The organism is Arthrobacter sp. 9AX, assembly GCF_902506095.1.
Taxonomy (GTDB): Bacteria; Actinomycetota; Actinomycetes; order Actinomycetales; family Micrococcaceae; genus Arthrobacter.
This window is the reverse complement of sequence record NZ_LR733293.1, coordinates 4,397,166-4,415,168: the sequence shown is the minus strand read 5'-3', so window position 1 is coordinate 4,415,168 and position 18,003 is coordinate 4,397,166. Positions and strand designations below refer to the sequence as shown.

Below are 18,003 nucleotides of genomic sequence, written 5' to 3'. Positions count from 1 at the left end.
TAAAAGGGTTACGGCGGTCATAGCGTGGGGGAAACGCCCGGTCCCATTCCGAACCCGGAAGCTAAGACCCACAGCGCCGATGGTACTGCACCCGGGAGGGTGTGGGAGAGTAGGTCACCGCCGGACAACCATTAGGTCGAGGCCCCAACCACCAGGTTGGGGCCTCCCACATTTAACAACCACACCACTAATGCCCGAAACAAGCGGGCGCCGCCGGCCGCCTGCGGCAGGACCCGCACCCACTCTGGGGCGATCCACCCGCTTGGCGGTAGATCCGCCAGCGCGGCCACCCATGCCGCGGCAGCACCGCCGTCGACCGCCCACGTCGCCGGCAATGCGGCACCAAGTGGGCGGGCGTCGCCAAAGCGGGGTCACCGTAGGCGCCACGTAGCCCTCACGCAGGCTCCAAATCCCCGAAAATCGGGTGATTAACCTCAAAAAGTCGCGGAAACACGCGGAATTTGCGGACCTGAACGGCCCAAGCTGGTAAGTTTTCGAACAGTGGCTTGTGCGCATGCCGCGTGCAGGCTCCAGAATCATGACCGTCCAGGAGGACATAAATGGCTAAGAACCGTAGTGAACTTGTTGCAGAGGTAGCGGGCAAGGCCGGCACCAGCCAGGCAGCCGTCAACTCCGTCCTCGACGCACTGTTCGAGGTTTTCGAGACTTCTGTCGCCGCGGGCGAGAAGATCACCATCCCGGGCTGGCTCGCCGTCGAGCGCACCGACCGTGCAGCACGCACCGGCCGCAACCCGCAGACGGGTGAGACCATCCAGATCGCAGCAGGCCACAGCGTCAAGCTGACCGCCGGCTCCAAGCTGAAGGCTGCTGTCTCCAACAAGAAGTAGAGCTTCTTCCCTCCGGGATCAAACCCGGTGTGGACAAGGGGCGGCGACCAGACGGTTGCCGCCCCTTATGCTTTTAAGCCGATTCGCGGCCCGGGCGGCGGTGACGGACAATGGATAGGTGCCTTCAGCCGCAAAACCCCAATCCACAACCACCCCGCCAACTCCCGGCAAGGGAGCGCCGGGGCAGGGCAGCGGTACCCTGGGCGTCTCGAACGCATGGCAGCTCGCCGGTCTGGGTGCACTCTTCCTCGGCCTGGTGGCGGCTCTCCTCTTCTCCGGAGCGGCAGCTGCCCGTGAAGTCTCGGATCCCGGCGCGCTCGTCCGTTGGGGCCTGCCTTTCAGCAAAGCCATCCACAACGTCTCCGTGGCCACCGTCATCGGCGGCCTCATCTTCGCCGTAGGCATCCTTCCCAAGAGCCTGACCCGCCGCACCAGGGGCCAGGACAGCGCGGAAGATGCGGAACACCCGGCCTTCACCCGCGCCCTGGCCGTAGCTGCTGCGGCGGGCGCCGCGTGGACCTTGTCGGCCATCGCCGTCCTGGTGCTCACCTACTCTGACGTTGCAGGGCAGGGTGTCTCCGGCGACGCGCAGTTCACGCAGGCGCTGGTCTACTTCATGACTGACATCGAGACCGGCCGGGCCTGGCTTGCCGTCACCATCATTGCCGCAGTGGTGACAACCGCCCTGTTCGGCGTCAGGTCCCTGGGCGGGCTGGCACTAACCTTGCTCCTGGCCCTGATCGGACTGGTGCCGACAGCCCTGATCGGCCACTCCTCCAGTTCCTCGGACCACGAGGGAGCCATCAACTCCCTGGGCCTGCACCTGGTGGGTGTCAGCACCTGGGTGGGCGGCATCATCATCCTGGCGCTCCTCTCCGGGATCCTCACCGGACCCAAGGCCGGCTCGTCAACGGACATCACGGAAGCAACGCTCCGCAGGTTCTCCGCACTGGCCGGGTTCGCGTTCGTGCTGGTCTTCGCCTCCGGCATCATCAACGCAAGCATCCGGATCACCAGCTGGTCCGACCTCCTGGGCTCCCCCTACGGCCAGCTGATCCTGGCCAAATCCGCCGCCACCCTGGTGCTCGGCGGGATCGGCTTTATGCACCGGCAGTGGGTGATCCCGCAACTGGGGGCCACGGGCTCCACCATGTCCTCGCGGCGCGTCCTCTGGCAGCTGGTCCTGGCTGAACTCCTGATCATGGGGGCCACGTCCGGGATCGCTGTGGCCCTGGGCCGCTCTGCGCCGCCCCAGCCCACCACCTTCGCCCCCGACGCTTCACCGGCTTTTATCCTCAGCGGCTACGAGCTTCCCCCGGAGCTGACCCCCGCCCGCTGGCTGACCGAGTGGCGACTGGACTGGCTCTGGATTGCGGTGGCGCTGTTCGGGCTCGTCTCCTACTTCCTCGGCGTCGTGAAGGTCTTCCGCCGGGGTGACAAGTGGCAGTGGTTCCGGTCTGTGAACTGGGTGATTGGCCTGCTGGTGCTCACCTACATCACGTCCGGGCCGCCGTCGGTCTATGGCCGCGTGCTGTTCTCCGCGCACATGGTGGACCACATGGCGCTGACCATGGTGGCGCCCATCTTCCTGGTCCTCGGGGCGCCGGTGACCCTGGCACTCAGGGCACTGCCTCCGCGCGGGGACGGCTCACGCGGCCCGCGCGAGTGGCTTCTGGTTTTTGTGCACTCCAAGTTCTCGCAGCTGGTCACGCATCCGATCTTCGCCGCCGCCAACTTCGCCGGCTCGATCGTCCTGTTCTACTACTCGGACCTGTTCGGATACGCCATGCGCGAGCACGTGGGGCATGAGTTGATGATCCTGCACTTCCTGCTCACCGGATATATTTTCATCCTGAGCATGATCGGCACGGACCCGCTGCCGCGCCGCGCACCGTACCCGATGCGGCTGCTGCTCCTCCTGGCCACCATGGGCTTCCATGCCTTCTTCGGCGTGGCCATCATGGGCGGGACCAACCTCCTTGCCGCCGACTACTTCGGAAACCTGGGCCGGGCCTGGGGGCAGTCCGCGCTGCTGGACCAGCAGACAGGCGGCGCCGTGGCGTGGGGAATCGGTGAGGTGCCCACCCTGCTGGTGGCCATCGGCGTGGCCATCATGTGGTCGCGCTCGGACCAGCGGGAGACCAAACGCGTGGACCGCGCGGCGGACAGGAATAACGACGCCGATCTCACCGCTTACAACGATATGTTTGCCAAATTGGCCGAACGCGACGCCAGGCTGGCCGAACGAAACAAGCTGGAAGGACGCTGATGAGCGAAACCGTACGCACCCACGCCCGGGTCCGAGCCTCCGAACTGGTGGGCCGCAACTGGTTGAACACCGGTGGGAGGTCACTGGACCTCGAAGCCCTCCGCGGCAAGATCGTGCTGCTGGACTTCTGGACATTCTGCTGCATCAACTGCCTGCACGTCCTGGACGAACTGCGGCCGCTTGAGGAGCAGTACTCCGACGTCCTGGTCACCGTGGGCGTCCATTCGCCCAAGTTCGAGCACGAGGCGGACCCGGTGGCCCTCGCCGCCGCAGTGGAACGCTACGAGATCCACCACCCCGTCCTGGACGACCCGGAACTGGAGACCTGGAAGGCCTATACCGCCCGCGCCTGGCCTACCCTGGTGGTCATCGACCCCGAGGGCTACATCGTGGCGCACCTCTCCGGCGAAGGCCACGCGGACGGCCTCGCGGTCCTGATCCCCGAGCTCATCGCAGAGCACGAAGCCAAGGGCACACTGCACCGCGGCTCCGGGCCCTACGTTGCCCCCGAGCCCAGCTCCGGCACCCTGCGTTTCCCCGGCAAGGCGCTCTTCCTGCCCGCTGGCCGCGGTTCGGCTGAGGTGCAGGAAACGTCCGACGGCGGCACGGCGGCAGGTGCCGCGGCGTCCGGTTCGGCCTCGGGCCCGACCTCCAACGGCGCAGCAACGCATGGTTCGTGGCTGGTCACCGACACCGGGCACCACCGCCTGGTGGAACTGGCTACCGACTTCAAGACCGTCCTGGCCACCTATGGTTCCGGTGTCAGGGGCTATTCCGATGGCCCCTCGGCCGGTGATACTGCCACGGCCCAGTTCAACGAGCCCCAGGGCCTGGTCCTGCTGCCTGAAGACGTGGCTGCCAAGGTTGGCTACGACGTCGTCATTGCCGACTCGGTCAACCACCGCCTCCGCGGCCTCTCGCTCACGGACGGCAAGGCCCTCACCGTGGCCGGCAACGGCGTTCAGCGGCTGCTGGAAACCGGTCCTGCCCGCGTTGACGAGGACGCCGTCGGCTTCACCGGACTGCTGGGCGGGCACCCCCTCGAGGTGTCCCTGAGCTCGCCCTGGGACCTGGTCTGGTCCCGCAAGCTCAACGCCGTAGTGGTGGCCATGGCCGGGACGCACCAGATCTTCAGTTTCGATCCCGTATCGGGTGCTGTTGCGATCGTTGCGGGCAACGGACTCGAAGGCCTGCTGAACGGCGCCGCGCACGAAGCCTGGTTCGCCCAGCCGTCAGGCGTTGCCGAGGACGCGGAGGGGAACATCTGGGTTGCTGACTCCGAGACGTCGGCGCTCCGCAAGCTCGTAGTTGACGATGACGGGGCTGTTACGGTGGAATCCGCCGTCGGCAAGGGCCTGTTCGACTTCGGCTTCCGGGACGGCGCCGCCGCGGACGCCCGGCTCCAGCACCCCTTGGGCGTGACGGTCCTGCCGGACGGCTCCGTGGCCATCGCCGACACCTATAACGGTGCCGTCCGCCGCTACGATCCGTCCAACGGCACGGTCTCCACGCTGGCGCGCGGCCTGCTCGAACCTTCGGACGTGATCGTGGACCACACCCAGTCCGCCGGTTCGGAACCGCTCCTGGTGGTGGTGGAGGCGAACCAGCACCAGCTCGTGTACGTGCCCATTCCCAAGGAAGCCCAGCAGGTGGATGAGGGCGCGTCCCAGACGCACCGGCCCAAGAGCCCGGTTGCCCCTGGCCCGCTGGAGCTCACGGTCCGCTTCACAGCCCCTACCGGACAGAAGCTGGATGACCGCTGGGGCGATCCCACCCAGCTGAAGATCTCGTCCACGCCTCCTGAGCTGCTGGTGTCCGGCGGCGGCACCTCGGTGGGGCTGCTCCGCACGCTCGAGCTTTCCACGGAGGTTCCCGAAGGCGTCCTGCACATCACTGCGCGGGCAGCGGCCTGTGACGGCCCGGAAACCGAGGACGGCGACATCCCGGACCACGCTGCCTGCCACCTCTACCAGCAGGACTGGGGCATCCCGGTGCTGCTGCAGGCCGACGGCGATACCGAGCTGGTACTGGACCTCCGCGGCATGGACTGACCCGCCGCCGTCGATGCAAAGTGGCCCGAGTTTCCACGTTTGGAGGAGGAAACCGGGCCACTTCTTTGCTGATCCCACCCCAAAACTGGGCCAAGTTGGGCTCACCTTGTCCACATAGCCCTGCATAAGGCTGCCGGCAGGCCGGGTCATCAGTAATTGTTGCCTGATGGACCCAACGGAGATCCTCAGGTCAGCTGGTGGAGTACTGCTGCGGAGGGATGTGCTGGCCGCAGGTGCCACTGACGCGGACCTTCGGCTTGCAGTCCGGCGCGGCCAGGTGCTTCGGCTGGAGCGAGGACTCCTGGCCGTCCCCGACGCCGACGCGGAGCTGGTGGCCGCGGGACGCGCCCGAGGTCTCCTTACCTGCGTATCTGCCGCCCCGGCATACGGACTGTGGCAGCTTCGATCACCTGGGCGGCCCCACTACTGGCAAAGCAACGGCCGGAGTGCAGCCCGGTGTGTCAGCCACCGTGTTGCCCTGACACAGCCAGCCCGGCATCGGACTCTGGCAGCACTTCCCGATGTCCTGCTTCACGCACTGCTGTGCCTGCCGGAACTCGAATCCCTGGTGATGGTGGAGAGTGCCTGCAACCGCGGAGACATCGATCCGACATATCTTCTCCGCCACCTCCACGGAAGCAGGTGCGGCCAGGCGCGGAACGTGGTGTCCAAAATCGAGTGTGGCGCAGACTCGCTTCTCGAGACCCTGGCAAGAGTGCTGTTTCGGGAAGCCGGCATACTTACCGAGACCCAAGTGTGGATCGACGGCATCGGGCGCGTGGACTTCCTGTTGGAGGGATTCCTGATCGTGGAGATAGACGGGCTCGCCTTCCACCTCGAAGCAAGGCAGTTCAAGAAGGACCGGCGCAGAGACAACTCGGCGATTCTGCAGGGCCTACCCGTGCTTAGGTTCTTCTACGACGACGTTGTTCACGCGCCGGAATCCGTCCTGACGCAGGTCCGCGAGGTTCTTAGATGGGGTTCGTTGCGGTGGCCTCAAACAAACCAGCCCAGTTATCAGCACAATTGGCTCCGGCGTGGCTGGTAAACCTGTCGGCAGGTATCCAAAAGTGGGCCAGTCCGGGAGGAGGCCTAGAAGCTCAGGACCGGGGTTACCTTGATAGTGTCGCCGGAGACGTCCAGCCGGGTGGTGAAGCTGAAGTCCACCTCTTCATCCAGCGGGTACCAGGCACCCGTGAACAGGTTCTGCTGGAGGGCCACCACCTTGGCCTTGCCATCCAGCGGGGCCACCACCCAGCGGCCGTCGAACGGTTCGATGGAGACGTTGGGGTACTCCGTGACGGACCACTTGATAGTGCCGTCCTGGACGCGGTTGTTGCTGGCGTAGTAGAAAGGGCAGTCGGGCTGGAGCTTCTGGTCCTTGACCGCCTGGGCAGCGCAGCCGTCCAGGAATTCCTTGACCTTCGCCGCCACGTCCTTTTTCAGGTTGTCCGTGGCCTGGGTCAGCAGGTTGAGCGGCGCCACCGGGACGTCGCGGGCGGTAACGGTGGCCCGGGTGACAGGGGCAGAGAAGTACTCTCCGGTGACGGTGGCCTCGTACTCGCCCGGGTAGAACACCGCGAAGGAGTTCCGGCCGGAGGGCATGTTGACGTCCACACCGTTGATGGTGGCCTCGTGGGAATTGACCACCGAGATGTCAACGGTGGGCAGCCGGGACGGGACAAATGCCCAGGTGTTGAAGAAGAGCCACTCGGTCCCGGTCTTCTGCAGCTGGAACTCCGTGCGGAGCCGGCTGCCGTCGATGGTGTATTCCATGGGGACCATCACCTGGCCGCCCGGCCGTTCCTCGGCCTCGCCGATGCTGACGCTCGCCAACCGGGACGCGGCCGTCTGCAGCGCGGTGCCGTCCAGCATGGCGGCGTTGCTGGGCGGCACCGTGGCCCGCAGGAGCCCCAGCGCCTTGCCGCCGTCGCCGCTCTGCAGCGCATCCAAATACTCACGCACCGGCTGCTGCGGGCTCGCCACCGTGTTGTTCACCAGGTTCACCGCAACGATCGCAGCGGCCACGGCAAGCATGAGGCCCAGCAGCCATCCGGCCGCTATCCTCACCAACGCTTGACTCATCTGCACGTTCAATACGTTACCTGCCAACCGCCCGACGACGGCAGTTGAGCCAGCGGGCGGCGATACCCGTCAGCGGCGGCGGCGCCGGGACGACGTGCCGAAAACACCCCGCAGCAGCTCGCGTCCCAGCTGGGTTCCGATGGACCTCGCCATGCTCTTCAACCCGCCGCCGAGCGCCCCGCCGAGGACACCGCCCAGGTCGCCCATCATCCCGCCGCCGGCGCCTTGCGGTGCCGGTTGCTGCCGGGCCTGCGGTGCTTCTTCCCGCGTGCGGGGCGTGCTGGTCCCGGTGGAAGGGGCGGGCCTGCTGCTGGGCCGGCCGAGGATCTCCTCTTCGATGCGCCGGGCCTCGGCGTCCACGTCCAGACTGCCGCCCGTGCTGTAACCGGAAACACCACCGCCGGAAACGCCGCCGCCCGAGGGAACCGCAGGCTGCCCGGAGGCGGCCGGCCCGGTGGGGGCCGCCGCCTTCCCGGTGAGCTTTTCGTACGCCGAGGGGTTGTCCACGGACGTGCCGTACTTGCCCAGCAGGTCAGAACCCGCCACAGTGCTGCGCACCAGTTCCTCTTCGCTGGGCCCCATCACGGATTCGGGGGCACGCAGGCGGGTCAGTGCCACGGGGGTGGGAGCGCCCTTCTCGTTCATGACGGTAATAACGGCCTCGCCGATGCCCGCGGAAGTGAGCGTCTCTTCGAGGTCGTAGTCACTCACCGGGAAGGTGGAGACCGTAGCCTTGAGTGCCTTGGCATCCTCCGGCGTGAACGCGCGCAGGGCATGCTGCACCCGATTGGCCAGCTGGCCCAGGACATCAGCCGGGACATCCTTGGGGGTCTGGGTGACAAAAAAGATTCCCACGCCCTTGGACCGGATGAGCCGGACCGTGGTGGTGATTGCATCCAGGAACGCTTTGGAGGCGCCGTTGAACAGGAGGTGGGCCTCGTCGAGGAAGAACACCAGCTTCGGCTTGTCCAGGTCGCCGGCCTCGGGCAGGTCCTCGAAGAGGTCGGCGAGGAGCCACATCAGGAACGTGGAGAACAGCATGGGCTTGGTCTGCAGGGTGGGCAGTTCCAGGCAGGTGATCACACCGCGGCCATCCGGGGCGGTTCGCAGCAGCTCGGCAGTATCGAACTCAGGTTCGCCAAAGAATTTTTCCAGCCCCTGGGCTTCAAGATTCACCAGTTCGCGCAGGATCACGCCTGCGGTGGCCTTGGACAGCCCGCCAAGCTCTTCCAGCTGGTCCTTGCCCTCAGCCGACGTGAGGAACTGGATGACGGCCCTGAGATCCTTCAGGTCGATCAGTTCCAGGCCGTTTTTGTCCGCAAAGTAGAACACCAGCTGCAGGCTGGATTCCTGGGTGTCGTTGAGCTCCATGATGCGCGAGAGCAGGATGGGCCCGAAGGAGGACACCGTGGCCCGGACCGGGACGCCGTTGCCGTCACCGCCCAGGGCCAGGAACTCCACAGGGTAGGTCCTGGCCTGCCAGGCCTGTCCGATGCTGTCGGTGCGGGCCTTGAGTTTGTCATTTCCGGCGGCCGCCGTGGCCAGCCCGGACAGGTCGCCCTTGATGTCCGCGAGGAAGACGGGGACACCGGCGGTGGACAGCTGTTCGGCCATCATGTGCAGCGTCACGGTCTTGCCGGTGCCGGTGGCACCTGCCACCAGGCCATGCCGGTTCATCATGGACAGCGGCAGGCGGACCTGTGCCTCCTTGTGGAGTTCGCCGTCCACAATGGCGGCGCCCAGTTCGATGGCGGCCCCCTCCAGCGTGTATCCCTTCTGGATGGTGGCGAGCTTCTCTGCTGTGGTTTTGTTGGCCATGCGGTTAGCTTAGCCGCGGCTCCGCGCCACGTGCGGGCGGGAACACCGTCAGTTCTGCGGGTGTCCGGAAAGTTCCTTGGTGAAGGCGAGGAACTTGATGGTCTCCGGGTCGGCGTCCAGGTCGAACTGCGGTTGGTAGCCGGTGGTCAGGTAAAGGTACTTGGCTTCGGGCTGGCGCGGTCCTGTGGTGAGGTAGAGCCGGCTGTACCCGCGGCGCACCGCCAAGGCTTCCAGCTCGGCCAGCACCAGCCTGGCGAGGCCGCGGCGGCGGTGGGCCGAATGCGTCCAGATCCGCTTCAACTCGGCGGTGTGCTCGTCATAACGGCGGAACGCTCCGCCGGCGATGGATCCGCCGTTCTCCTGGATCACCAGCAGCGCCCCGCCGGGTCCCGCGAACTCTTCGGCAGGGTAGCGGTTCAGTTCCTCCGCCGCTCCCTCGCGGCCAAACATGTCGCCATAACGGGTGTCGTATTCGACGGCGAGCTCGTCCAGCAGCGGACGGACCCGGGGATCGTGCATGGGAAGACTGAGGACCGTCAGCGCGGCGGGGTCCAACGGCCGGGGTCCGGTGCCAAGTGGCGGGCGGGCAGCGTCGAGGGGCTGGTGCCCGGCATCGGGGGACTGATGCCCGGTACCCAGCGGCTGGCACCTGGTGTCAGGTTCTGCGGTCACGGTTCAATTCTTTCCGACGGCGGCTGGTTCAGTGGACAGGGTGGAGGAATGTTCTGCGTGGTGGCCACGGGCGAGGGTGAGGACGCTCCGGGCGAGGGCATCGTTCTCGCGGAACGGCGCGGCGTTGGTGCCGGGCCGGGCAAACGCCCCCGCGCCCCAGCCCGACGTGCCCGGACCGACGCCGAACAGGCCGGCCTGCGGCTCCCCTTCGGCGTTCACGAGCTGGTGCCCCGCCGAGATCAGCAGCTTGCCCGTGGAATGGATCCCGTCAGCGGTCAGCAATTGCTGTTCGGTGCCCAGCCCGGTCTTGTGCAGCGACTCGAGCAGCGGGTTCAGCGACCGCGCCACGGTGGTCGTGGGCAGCCTGGCTTCGATCAGGGCCCTGGCCGCCACCGAGGTTCCTGACCGCGGTGAGCCGGCGTGGAACAGCCCGGTGGACTCATCGGCGGCCACCTCAAGGTCCGGACCGAGGAAGTGCAGCAGCCCGGCGCGGTGCAGCGCCAGCATCTGGCGCAGGCGGTGCGGCGGTGGTCCGGAGTCCACAAAACTGAAGAACCCGTGCCACCAGCCATGGACGGTCTGCTGGGACCTGGCGTTGAGGCGCTCCGGCGGGACCACCCGGCCCACCTCCATGTAGACGTGGAGCAGGGCAAGGAAAAGGGCCTGGGTTTCGGGGTGGTCGGGACTGTCCCGGAGGGCAAGATCGTGCTCGATGTACGCAACCAGCGCCTCCTGCACCTCCTGGTGGCCCGCTAAGCTGCGCCCGGTGAAGGGCCGGTCCAGCCGCTCAAGGTCGAGGTGGAGGCCAGCATCCGGAACGGCCGCGGCTACCAGGGCCTCCCGGGCGGCGCTGTACCAGGCGAGGTCCGCGTACCGGGCAGAGAATTCGTCCCAGCCCATGGCGGCGCGGTCGGGGCTTCCCGTCAGCAGCTCGCGGTAATAGCCGTACCCGGCCTCCTTGGCGATCAGGGGCCACAGGTCCCGGCGGAAATCCAGTTCGCCATACTGCACCGGCAGGGCATTTACCGCGGCCGCGGTAAAGAACCGCAGGGGCCCCGGCGCCTCGCCCCGCAGGGCCGTTGAAATCTTCGAGTGGTACGGCACCCCCCGGCGGGAACCAGCCCACAGCCTTGGTTCCCGGCCCGACGGAAGGTAGCGGAGCCCGCCGTCGTGCGTTTCAACGAACCGCCCCCCGCGGCCCTCCATCAGCAGGACCAGGAGGTCAACGAAGGCCAGGCCCATGCCGGCAACAATGACGTCCTCGCCGGGGCCAAGGGGTGAGTAGTCGACGTCGGTGGTGTAGCTGGGGGCCGCGTGGTAGCCGCCGTGGCGCCCGGCAAAGTCGGCCCAGGCCGCAGAGGCGGCGTCAGGACGGGAGTCTGTGTGCCCCAGGGCAGTGACAACGATGTCGGCCCGCAGCGTCCGGCCGTTGGCCAGCTCCACGAGGTAGGCGGGCGGTCCTGCTGCGGGCCCGACAACCTGCTCGATGGCCACGGCGGTGGTCCGGTGGACCGTGACGTTTCGGCCCAGCGACCGGGCTGCCCGCCGGAAGAACCACTCGAGGTACTGGCTCTGCATCTGCCGGGTGGGGAAGGACACGCCTGTGAGCGAGCGGAGCTGTTCACGCAGGCTGCGGGGGAAGTCCGGCACATCGGTGATCGAGCCGTCCAGGACCCCCGCCGCCCACTCGGCCAGGTTGGGTCCTTGGCCGGCCGGGCCCTCGCAGGCCACGGAAGAGTCGGTAAACATGGTGATGTCCGCTGCCATTGAATTGAGCAGGAGGCCCGGGTGCTGGTCGTAGCGCCAGATGCGGCCCGAGCCCGGAACGTGCGGCTCAACAACGTGGATTTCCAGCGGCCCGTCAAACAGCTCCGCACGGTTGGCCGCAAGCCGCTCCAGCACTCCGGCCGTGCGGGGTCCGCCGCCGACGAAAACGACGGCCGGGATGTTCGCTGGCATGGGTGCTCCTGGTAGCGGCGGTAGGGGGCGGCTGAGGTGCCCATGCTAGGCAGCGATTCCGACGGCGGTCGAGTGCCAGGTCACGGCCGTTAACTCCGCGTCACATCCCGTCAACAGGCGCAAAAAACCGACTCATGACGTTGTGCGAACTCCGGTGAAGTTATGCAACTTGCCGCCTTGCTGCCCTCTTCCGGCCGGTCCTAGATTTGCAGCCAGCACCCGGGTCAAACAGTCCCGGCCCAAACCAAGAGAAGCGAGGTGGCGCATGAGTTCAGCAGCAACTACCGCGGCGCAGTCAACAACGTCAGCACAGTCAGCTGCCGGCGCGGCACCGGACGCCGCCACGGGCGGAACTGCGGGGGCCGTGACTGCGGACGCCGTTAACACGGAAACCACACCCTCCGCGGCAGGCGGGGTCCCGCCGGAAGGCCGAAGCGCCCGGGTGGCCACGGACTACTCGGACTATCGCGTGGTGGCCGCAAAGCACCCTTGGCGCTGGGTGGGAACCGCGGTGGTGGCCCTGGGTGTCCTCGGCATCGCCTGGTCGCTGGCCACCAACCCCCGGTGGGAGTGGGGTGTGGTGGCGCAGTGGTTCACCGCCCAGTCCGTTGTCACCGGGCTGGTGGAGACGCTGAAGCTGACCGCCATCTCAGGGATCCTCGGTTTTGTGCTGGGCTTCATCCTGGCGCTGATGCGGCTGTCCGCCTCGCCGCTGCTGGTCTCGGTCTCCTGGACGTTCTCCTGGATCTTCCGGTCCACGCCGCTGCTGGTCCAGATGCTGCTCTGGTACAACCTGGGCTACCTGTACGAAAAGATCTCCCTGGGCATCCCGTTCACCGACGTCCGGTTCTTCGAAGTCCAGACCACCACCCTCATCAGCCAGTTCGCGGCAGCCGTGCTGGGCCTGACCCTGAACCAGGCAGCCTACTCCGCCGAAATCATCCGCGGCGGCATCCTTTCGGTGGACCAGGGCCAGCTGGAAGCTGCAGCCGCACTGGGCATCCCGGCTTGGCGCCGCTCCACCCGGATCGTCCTGCCGCAGGCCATGCGCGCCATCCTGCCCACCGCGTTCAACGAGATCATCGGCCTGGTGAAGGGCACGTCCATTGTGTATGTCCTGGCCTACTCCGAGCTCTTCTACACCGTGCAGGTCATCTACAACCGCACGCAGCAGGTCCTGCCGCTGCTGCTCGTGGCCACCCTCTGGTACGTGGTGATCACCTCTGTGCTCAGCGTCTTCCAGTACTACATCGAACGGCACTACTCCAAGGGCGCGGTGCGTAACCTGCCGCTGACGCCCCTGCAGAAGGCCCGCAAATTCTTCGCCACCCACGCCGTGGTCAACAACGCAAGGAACGCCCGATGAGCACCGCAACCCCTACTGCCGAAGCCCCGGCCACCGCACCCGGCACCGCACCGGCTACCCGCGGCCTGGTGGAAATCACCAAAGTCCGGAAATCATTCGGCGCCACCGAGGTCCTCAAGGGCGTCAGCCTCACCGTGGAGCCGGGCGGGGTCGCCGTGATCGTGGGCCCCTCCGGTTCTGGCAAGTCCACTCTGCTGCGCACCATCAACCACCTCGAAAAGGTGGACGGCGGCTTCATTTCCATTGACGGCAAGCTGGTGGGCTACGAGGTCCGCGGCGAGCGGCTGCACGAGCTGCGCGAGAAGGACATCCTGAAGCAGCGCACCGGGATTGGCATGGTGTTCCAGAACTTCAACCTGTTCCCGCACCTCACCGCCCTGGAAAACGTGGCCGAAGCCCCCGTGGTGGCACAGGGCCGCTCCAAGGACGAGGCCCGGCGCCGCGGCCTGGAACTCCTGGACCGGGTGGGCCTCAGGGACCGGGCCGATGCGTACCCGCGCCAGCTCTCCGGCGGCCAGCAGCAGCGGGTGGCCATCGCCCGGGCCCTGGCGCTGGACCCCAAAATCCTGCTGTTCGACGAGCCCACCTCCGCCCTGGACCCGGAGCTGGTCAACGAAGTGCTGGACGTCATCCGCGAACTCGCAAAATCCGGCACCACGCTGATCATCGTCACCCACGAGATGGGCTTCGCACGCGACGTGGCGGACACCGTGGTGTTCATGGACCAGGGGCAGATCGTGGAACAGGGCAGCCCGCAAGAGATTTTCACCAACCCGCAGGAACCGCGCACCCGGAGCTTCTTCTCCAAAGTGCTCGAGCCGGCTTTCAACATCTAAAGGATCCACCATGGCACTTTCCACCGGCCTTTCCTCCCGCGCACGCCGCGTGCGCACCCTCGCGGCGCTGCCCGCCGTCGTCCTTCTGTCCGCAGCCGGGCTGTCAGCCTGCGCTGATCCCGGCGCAACAGCTGCCGGTACCTCCGGCGGAGGGGCGCAGACGACGGCGGCACGCAACGGCGTCGTCTACAACACCTCGCCGGACCAGCAGCGCATCCGCGCAGGGAAGGATGCGGCGCTCGCCGCCAAGGTTCCCGGGCTGATCGGCAAGGACGGCAAGCTGACCGTCGCCACCACAGCCGGTTCCATCCCGCTGTCCTTCCACGCCACGGACGACAAGACGCCCATCGGCTCCGAGCTGGACATCGCGCAGCTGGTGGCGGACAAGCTGGGCCTTGAGCTGGACGTCCAGGTGACCTCCTGGGAGAACTGGCCGCTGAAGACCCAGTCCGGCGATTTTGAGGCTGTGTTCTCCAACGTGGGCGTCAACAAGGACCGGGTGAAGCTGTTCGACTTCGCCAGCTACCGCGCCGCCTTTATGGGCTTCGAGGCCAAGAAATCGGCCAGCTACGACATCAAGGGCGCGGACGATATCTCCGGCCTGAAAGTCTCCGTAGGGTCCGGAACCAACCAGGAAAAGATCCTGCTGGCTTGGAACAAGGAGCTCGAAGGCAAAGGCAAGGCGCCGGCCACCCTGCAGTACTACTCCTCCGACGCCGACACCATTTTGGCGCTGTCCTCCGGCCGCACTGACCTGAACATCGCACCCTACCCGTCCACCGTGTACCGGGAAAACACCCGCGATGACCTGAAGGTAGTGGGCAAGGTTAACGCTGGCTGGCCGTCCGAAACGCTCGTGGCCGCCACCACCCTGCGGGGCAACGGCCTGGCCCCGGTGATCACCGAAGCGCTCAACTCCGCGATCGACGACGGCTCCTACGCCAAGGTCCTGGAGCGTTGGGGCCTGTCCGAGGAGGCGCTGCCGGAGTCGAAGAACATCACCGAGGAAACCTTCGCGGCGGCTCAGGCTACCCCCGCACCGTCAGGGAAGACCTCATGAAGTTCCAGGTCCTGGACATCATCCCGCACCTGAAGAACCCGGTGACCGGGGAGATTGTCTCGACGGCGGACCGGCTGAACCAGGTGGTGGAGACCGCCCGCCGGGCCGAAGAACTGGGGTTCGACAGCTTCTCGGTGGGGGAGCGGCACGCGGGAGAGTTCATTTCCTCCTCCCCCACCACGGTGCTGGCGGCGATCGCAGCGGTCACGGACCGGATCCGGCTGCAAAGCGGTGTCACGGTGCTGTCCGTCCTGGACCCGGTGCGCGTGGCCGAGGACTACGCAACCATCGACCAGCTAAGCCGCGGCCGGCTGGAGCTGGTGATCGGCAAGGGCAACGAGGTGGTGCAATACCCGCTGTTCGGACTGGACCTGGCGGACCAGTGGGAGCTGCTTGCGGAAAAGTACGAACTGCTCCGCAGGCTCTGGCGGGAGGAGGCGGTTACCTGGTCCGGCCGGTTCCGGGCTGCGCTGACCGAACCGACCACCACCACGCCCCGGCCCTTTGACGGACCGCTGAGGATTTGGCACGGCTCTGCTACAACCCTGACGTCCGCTGCGCTGGCCGCCAAGTGGGGCGATCCGCTTTTCACGGCCAACGCCATCCAGCCGCGGGAAAACTACGCAGTCCTCATTGAGCACTACCGGGAGGAGTACGAGCGGCACGGCCACGATCCCCGCCACCGGTACCTCGGCTCCGGCAGCGGAGCGGGCGGCGTGTTCATCGCCGGCACCACGCAGGAGGCCATCCGCCAGTTCGGCCCGGTTTATGAGGCCCTGACGAAGAACCGCAACGTGCCGGGCAACAATTCGCCCTTCCGGGACATCCAGCACGCCGTGGCTGAGGGACCAGCGCTGGTGGGAAGCGCGGAACAAGTCATCGACAAGATCCTGAGCTACCACTCGCTGTACCGCCACGACCTGCAGTCCATCTCGTTACCCACCACCCTGCCGTTCGAACAGCAGCTGGACATCCTGGAGCGCTTTGCCCTGGAAGTCATCCCGGCTGTCCGGGAAGCGGCACCCACCACGCTCTGGGAAGCCGAAGACCCTTGCGGCAACCGCCCCGAATCCGCGCACGCCAACAGCAGGAGTGAACATGCCTACGTCCACTGACACCGCACTCGAAGCCTTCGAAGCCGACTGGCAGGAATGGCACGCCGCCCATGAACGCCACCGGGCGCACCCGCACGGCTTCCTGGCGGTGACCCACCTGCATTGGCTGGGGATCGAAGCCGCGCGGCTGGAAGGCGCCCCGGGCACCTGGAGCGCGGAGGCCGACGTCGTCCGTGTAGTCCTGGAACCGGGCGAAAGCCTGCAGCAGGACGGCAAGGAGCTGAACACCGCCACCCGGACCACGCTGGAATTCGGGCCGATTGAGGAGCGCGGCGGCATCAACCTGGTGTCCGGCGATACGGTCATCGAGGTGGCCAAACGCGGCGGCGAGTACATTGTGCGGCCCAGGAATCCGGATAACCGGCTGCTGCGTGAGTACCAGGGCACACCGGCCTACTCGCCGGATGCGGCCTACGCCGTCCGTGGGACCTTTGTGCCGTTCGAGGCGCCACGGCCCACCACGGTGGGTGCCGCCGTCGAGGGCATCCAGCACGTCTACGAGGCACCGGGTGAAATCCGCTTCAAGCTCGCCGGCCAGGAACTGGCGCTGACCGCGTTCAACGGTTACGCCCCCGGCTCGCTGTCGGTGCTGTTCACGGACCGGACCTCCGGTAAAACCACGTATGCGGCCAACCGCTCGCTGTCCGTGGTGCCGGCCGCCGACGGGTCCGTGGAGCTGGACTTCAACCGGGCCGTGAACCTGCCGTGCGCCTACACGGACCTTGCCACCTGCCCGCTGCCGCCGGCGGAAAACCGGCTGCCGGTAGCCATCGAAGCCGGCGAAAAGATTCCCTACGAACGTCAGGACCAGCAGTGAGCACTACAGAACCATCCCGCCAGGGATTCCTTGCCATCGAGGTCGACGGCGCCGGCTGGGACGGCGGGGACTTCGCGAGCCTCGGCGAGGCGGTCCTCGCGGCTGAATCCGCCGGATTCCACGCAGCCACCTTCACCGACGAGCCTGTCCCCGGCCGGGCCAACGCGCTGCAGCGTGCAGCGTTCGCCGGGCCGGTGACGCGCACCATCGCCCTGATCCCCGAAGTGGACACGGTCTACACCGAGCCGTTTCACGTCTCCACCCAGCTCGCCAGCCTGGACTATGTGTCCGGCGGCCGTGCCGGGTGGATCGTCACCGCAGCTGAATCACCCGAGGCGGCTGCCGCCGTGGGACGTTCCTTTGTTTCCGGCACCGCCCTGGGCCAGGAGGCCGCTGCGTCCGTTGAGGTGTCCCGCAGGCTATGGGACTCCTGGGAGGACGACGCCGTGATCCGCGACGTAGCCACCGGCCGTTACATCGACGTGGACAAGCTGCACTACATCGATTTTGATACGGCGGCCGACTTCGAAACGCCCGCCGGTTTTGCCGGTCCCGGTTACTCCGTGAAGGGCCCGTCCATTATTCCGAGGCCACTGCAGGGCCAGTTGCCCGTGCTTGCCGCCGCGTCACTGGTGGGGGAGGGGCAGCTTCCGGCCGATGCTGTGGACGCGGTGCTGGTGTCCGCTCCGACGCCGGAACTGCTCGCCGCCGAGGTACGCGATGTGCGCGCCCGGGTTGGTGGGTCCGTGGCGGTGATTGCCGAGCTCGGCGTCGTTCTGGACTCCCGCGGACAGGCTGCGGCCGGGCGTCCGGCCGGTTTTGATGGGGCCGGGTCCGCCGGCGGCCGTGCGCAATACGCCGGTTCTGCAGACGGTCTCACCGAGCTCCTTGAGGCGCTCCTGCAGGAGGCGGACGGCGTGCGCCTCCACCCGGCGTCGCTCGCGTTGGAGCTGGACGAGCTTTCCCGGCTGGTGCTGCCGGAGCTTCGGCGCAGGGGCGCGCTTCGGCCGCCGGTGCAGGACGGCACCTTCCGTGACCTGCTGGGCCTGACGCGCCCGGCCAGCCGCTACGCATCCGCCGCCGCCGGCGCCGGAAAATAAGGGGAAA

Annotated in this window: 14 protein-coding genes and 1 rRNA gene; 11 read left to right on the top strand and 4 right to left on the bottom strand. The window is 67.0% G+C overall.

The genetic code is table 11. The features are described 5' to 3' along the window. The first annotated feature begins 9 nt into the window (after positions 1-9). The 5 genes from rrf (at position 10) to BACI348_RS20450 (ending at position 6,216) form a co-directional block, all read left to right on the top strand. Positions 10-126, top strand: a 5S ribosomal RNA gene (gene rrf / locus BACI348_RS20470). A 434-nt stretch (positions 127-560) separates the two neighbouring features. Further along, a complete protein-coding gene (locus BACI348_RS20465) occupies positions 561-848 on the top strand; it encodes an HU family DNA-binding protein (protein ID WP_009358243.1) in 288 nt (95 codons plus the stop codon). Positions 849-966: 118 nt separating this feature from the next. Then, positions 967-3,117: a bifunctional copper resistance protein CopD/cytochrome c oxidase assembly protein gene (locus BACI348_RS20460; RefSeq protein ID WP_159829632.1), complete on the top strand. Its 2,151-nt coding sequence runs from the start codon at positions 967-969 to the stop codon at positions 3,115-3,117. Continuing rightward, a complete protein-coding gene (locus tag BACI348_RS20455) occupies positions 3,117-5,168 on the top strand; it encodes an NHL domain-containing thioredoxin family protein (protein WP_159829630.1) in 2,052 nt (683 codons plus the stop codon). Before BACI348_RS20460 ends, BACI348_RS20455 begins: the two co-directional genes overlap by 1 nt. A gap of 166 nt (positions 5,169-5,334) precedes the next feature. Further along, positions 5,335-6,216: a type IV toxin-antitoxin system AbiEi family antitoxin domain-containing protein gene (locus tag BACI348_RS20450; protein WP_159829628.1), complete on the top strand. Its 882-nt coding sequence runs from the start codon at positions 5,335-5,337 to the stop codon at positions 6,214-6,216. 44 nt (positions 6,217-6,260) lie between these two features. Here BACI348_RS20450 and BACI348_RS20445 read toward each other — a convergent pair whose 3' ends face one another. The 4 genes from BACI348_RS20445 to BACI348_RS20430 form a co-directional block, all read right to left on the bottom strand. After that, on the bottom strand, positions 6,261-7,253 hold the full coding sequence (locus BACI348_RS20445) for a hypothetical protein (protein WP_201298528.1): 993 nt from the start codon (positions 7,251-7,253) through the stop codon (positions 6,261-6,263). Positions 7,254-7,322: 69 nt separating this feature from the next. Next, positions 7,323-9,071: a helicase HerA-like domain-containing protein gene (locus BACI348_RS20440; protein WP_159829626.1), complete on the bottom strand. Its 1,749-nt coding sequence runs from the start codon at positions 9,069-9,071 to the stop codon at positions 7,323-7,325. Positions 9,072-9,119: 48 nt separating this feature from the next. Beyond that, entirely contained in the window at positions 9,120-9,590 is a 471-nt protein-coding gene (locus BACI348_RS20435) for a GNAT family N-acetyltransferase (protein WP_159830393.1), read from the bottom strand. 156 nt (positions 9,591-9,746) lie between these two features. Beyond that, complete coding sequence (locus tag BACI348_RS20430; protein ID WP_159829624.1) at positions 9,747-11,702, bottom strand: FAD/NAD(P)-binding protein; 1,956 nt, start codon at positions 11,700-11,702, stop codon at positions 9,747-9,749. Positions 11,703-11,967: 265 nt separating this feature from the next. On the opposite strand from BACI348_RS20430, the gene BACI348_RS20425 reads away from it, so the two are divergent. The 6 genes from BACI348_RS20425 to BACI348_RS20400 are packed head-to-tail and all read left to right on the top strand — an operon-like array spanning position 11,968 to position 17,996. Then, positions 11,968-13,068 carry an amino acid ABC transporter permease gene (locus BACI348_RS20425; protein ID WP_201298472.1) on the top strand — a complete coding sequence of 367 codons (1,101 nt, stop codon included), beginning with the start codon at positions 11,968-11,970 and terminating at the stop codon, positions 13,066-13,068. Further along, complete coding sequence (locus tag BACI348_RS20420; RefSeq protein WP_328700004.1) at positions 13,065-13,904, top strand: amino acid ABC transporter ATP-binding protein; 840 nt, start codon at positions 13,065-13,067, stop codon at positions 13,902-13,904. The genes BACI348_RS20425 and BACI348_RS20420 overlap by 4 nt, the downstream gene beginning before the upstream one ends. A 10-nt stretch (positions 13,905-13,914) precedes the next feature. Next, a complete protein-coding gene (locus BACI348_RS20415) occupies positions 13,915-14,964 on the top strand; it encodes a transporter substrate-binding domain-containing protein (RefSeq protein WP_159829622.1) in 1,050 nt (349 codons plus the stop codon). After that, positions 14,961-16,079, top strand: a complete 1,119-nt coding sequence (locus BACI348_RS20410) for an LLM class flavin-dependent oxidoreductase (protein ID WP_159829620.1) — start codon at positions 14,961-14,963, stop codon at positions 16,077-16,079. Before BACI348_RS20415 ends, BACI348_RS20410 begins: the two co-directional genes overlap by 4 nt. Next, positions 16,063-16,896, top strand: a complete 834-nt coding sequence (locus BACI348_RS20405) for a DUF1684 domain-containing protein (protein ID WP_159829618.1) — start codon at positions 16,063-16,065, stop codon at positions 16,894-16,896. The genes BACI348_RS20410 and BACI348_RS20405 overlap by 17 nt, the downstream gene beginning before the upstream one ends. Then, the gene (locus BACI348_RS20400; protein WP_159829616.1) at positions 16,893-17,996 is read left to right on the top strand and encodes an LLM class flavin-dependent oxidoreductase; all 1,104 of its coding nucleotides are present in this window, start codon (positions 16,893-16,895) and stop codon (positions 17,994-17,996) included. Before BACI348_RS20405 ends, BACI348_RS20400 begins: the two co-directional genes overlap by 4 nt. Positions 17,997-18,003: the final 7 nt, after the last annotated feature.

Coding starts and splice junctions, on each gene's coding strand:
- BACI348_RS20420 (WP_328700004.1), top strand. CDS start 13,065: ATGAGCACCGCAACCCCTACTGCCGAAGCCCCGGCCACCGCACCCGGC.
- BACI348_RS20465 (WP_009358243.1), top strand. CDS start 561: ATGGCTAAGAACCGTAGTGAACTTGTTGCAGAGGTAGCGGGCAAGGCC.
- BACI348_RS20415 (WP_159829622.1), top strand. CDS start 13,915: ATGGCACTTTCCACCGGCCTTTCCTCCCGCGCACGCCGCGTGCGCACC.
- BACI348_RS20425 (WP_201298472.1), top strand. CDS start 11,968: ATGAGTTCAGCAGCAACTACCGCGGCGCAGTCAACAACGTCAGCACAG.
- BACI348_RS20440 (WP_159829626.1), bottom strand. CDS start 9,071: ATGGCCAACAAAACCACAGCAGAGAAGCTCGCCACCATCCAGAAGGGA.
- BACI348_RS20410 (WP_159829620.1), top strand. CDS start 14,961: ATGAAGTTCCAGGTCCTGGACATCATCCCGCACCTGAAGAACCCGGTG.
- BACI348_RS20405 (WP_159829618.1), top strand. CDS start 16,063: ATGCCTACGTCCACTGACACCGCACTCGAAGCCTTCGAAGCCGACTGG.
- BACI348_RS20430 (WP_159829624.1), bottom strand. CDS start 11,702: ATGCCAGCGAACATCCCGGCCGTCGTTTTCGTCGGCGGCGGACCCCGC.
- BACI348_RS20450 (WP_159829628.1), top strand. CDS start 5,335: ATGGACCCAACGGAGATCCTCAGGTCAGCTGGTGGAGTACTGCTGCGG.
- BACI348_RS20435 (WP_159830393.1), bottom strand. CDS start 9,590: ATGCACGATCCCCGGGTCCGTCCGCTGCTGGACGAGCTCGCCGTCGAA.
- BACI348_RS20445 (WP_201298528.1), bottom strand. CDS start 7,253: ATGAGTCAAGCGTTGGTGAGGATAGCGGCCGGATGGCTGCTGGGCCTC.
- BACI348_RS20455 (WP_159829630.1), top strand. CDS start 3,117: ATGAGCGAAACCGTACGCACCCACGCCCGGGTCCGAGCCTCCGAACTG.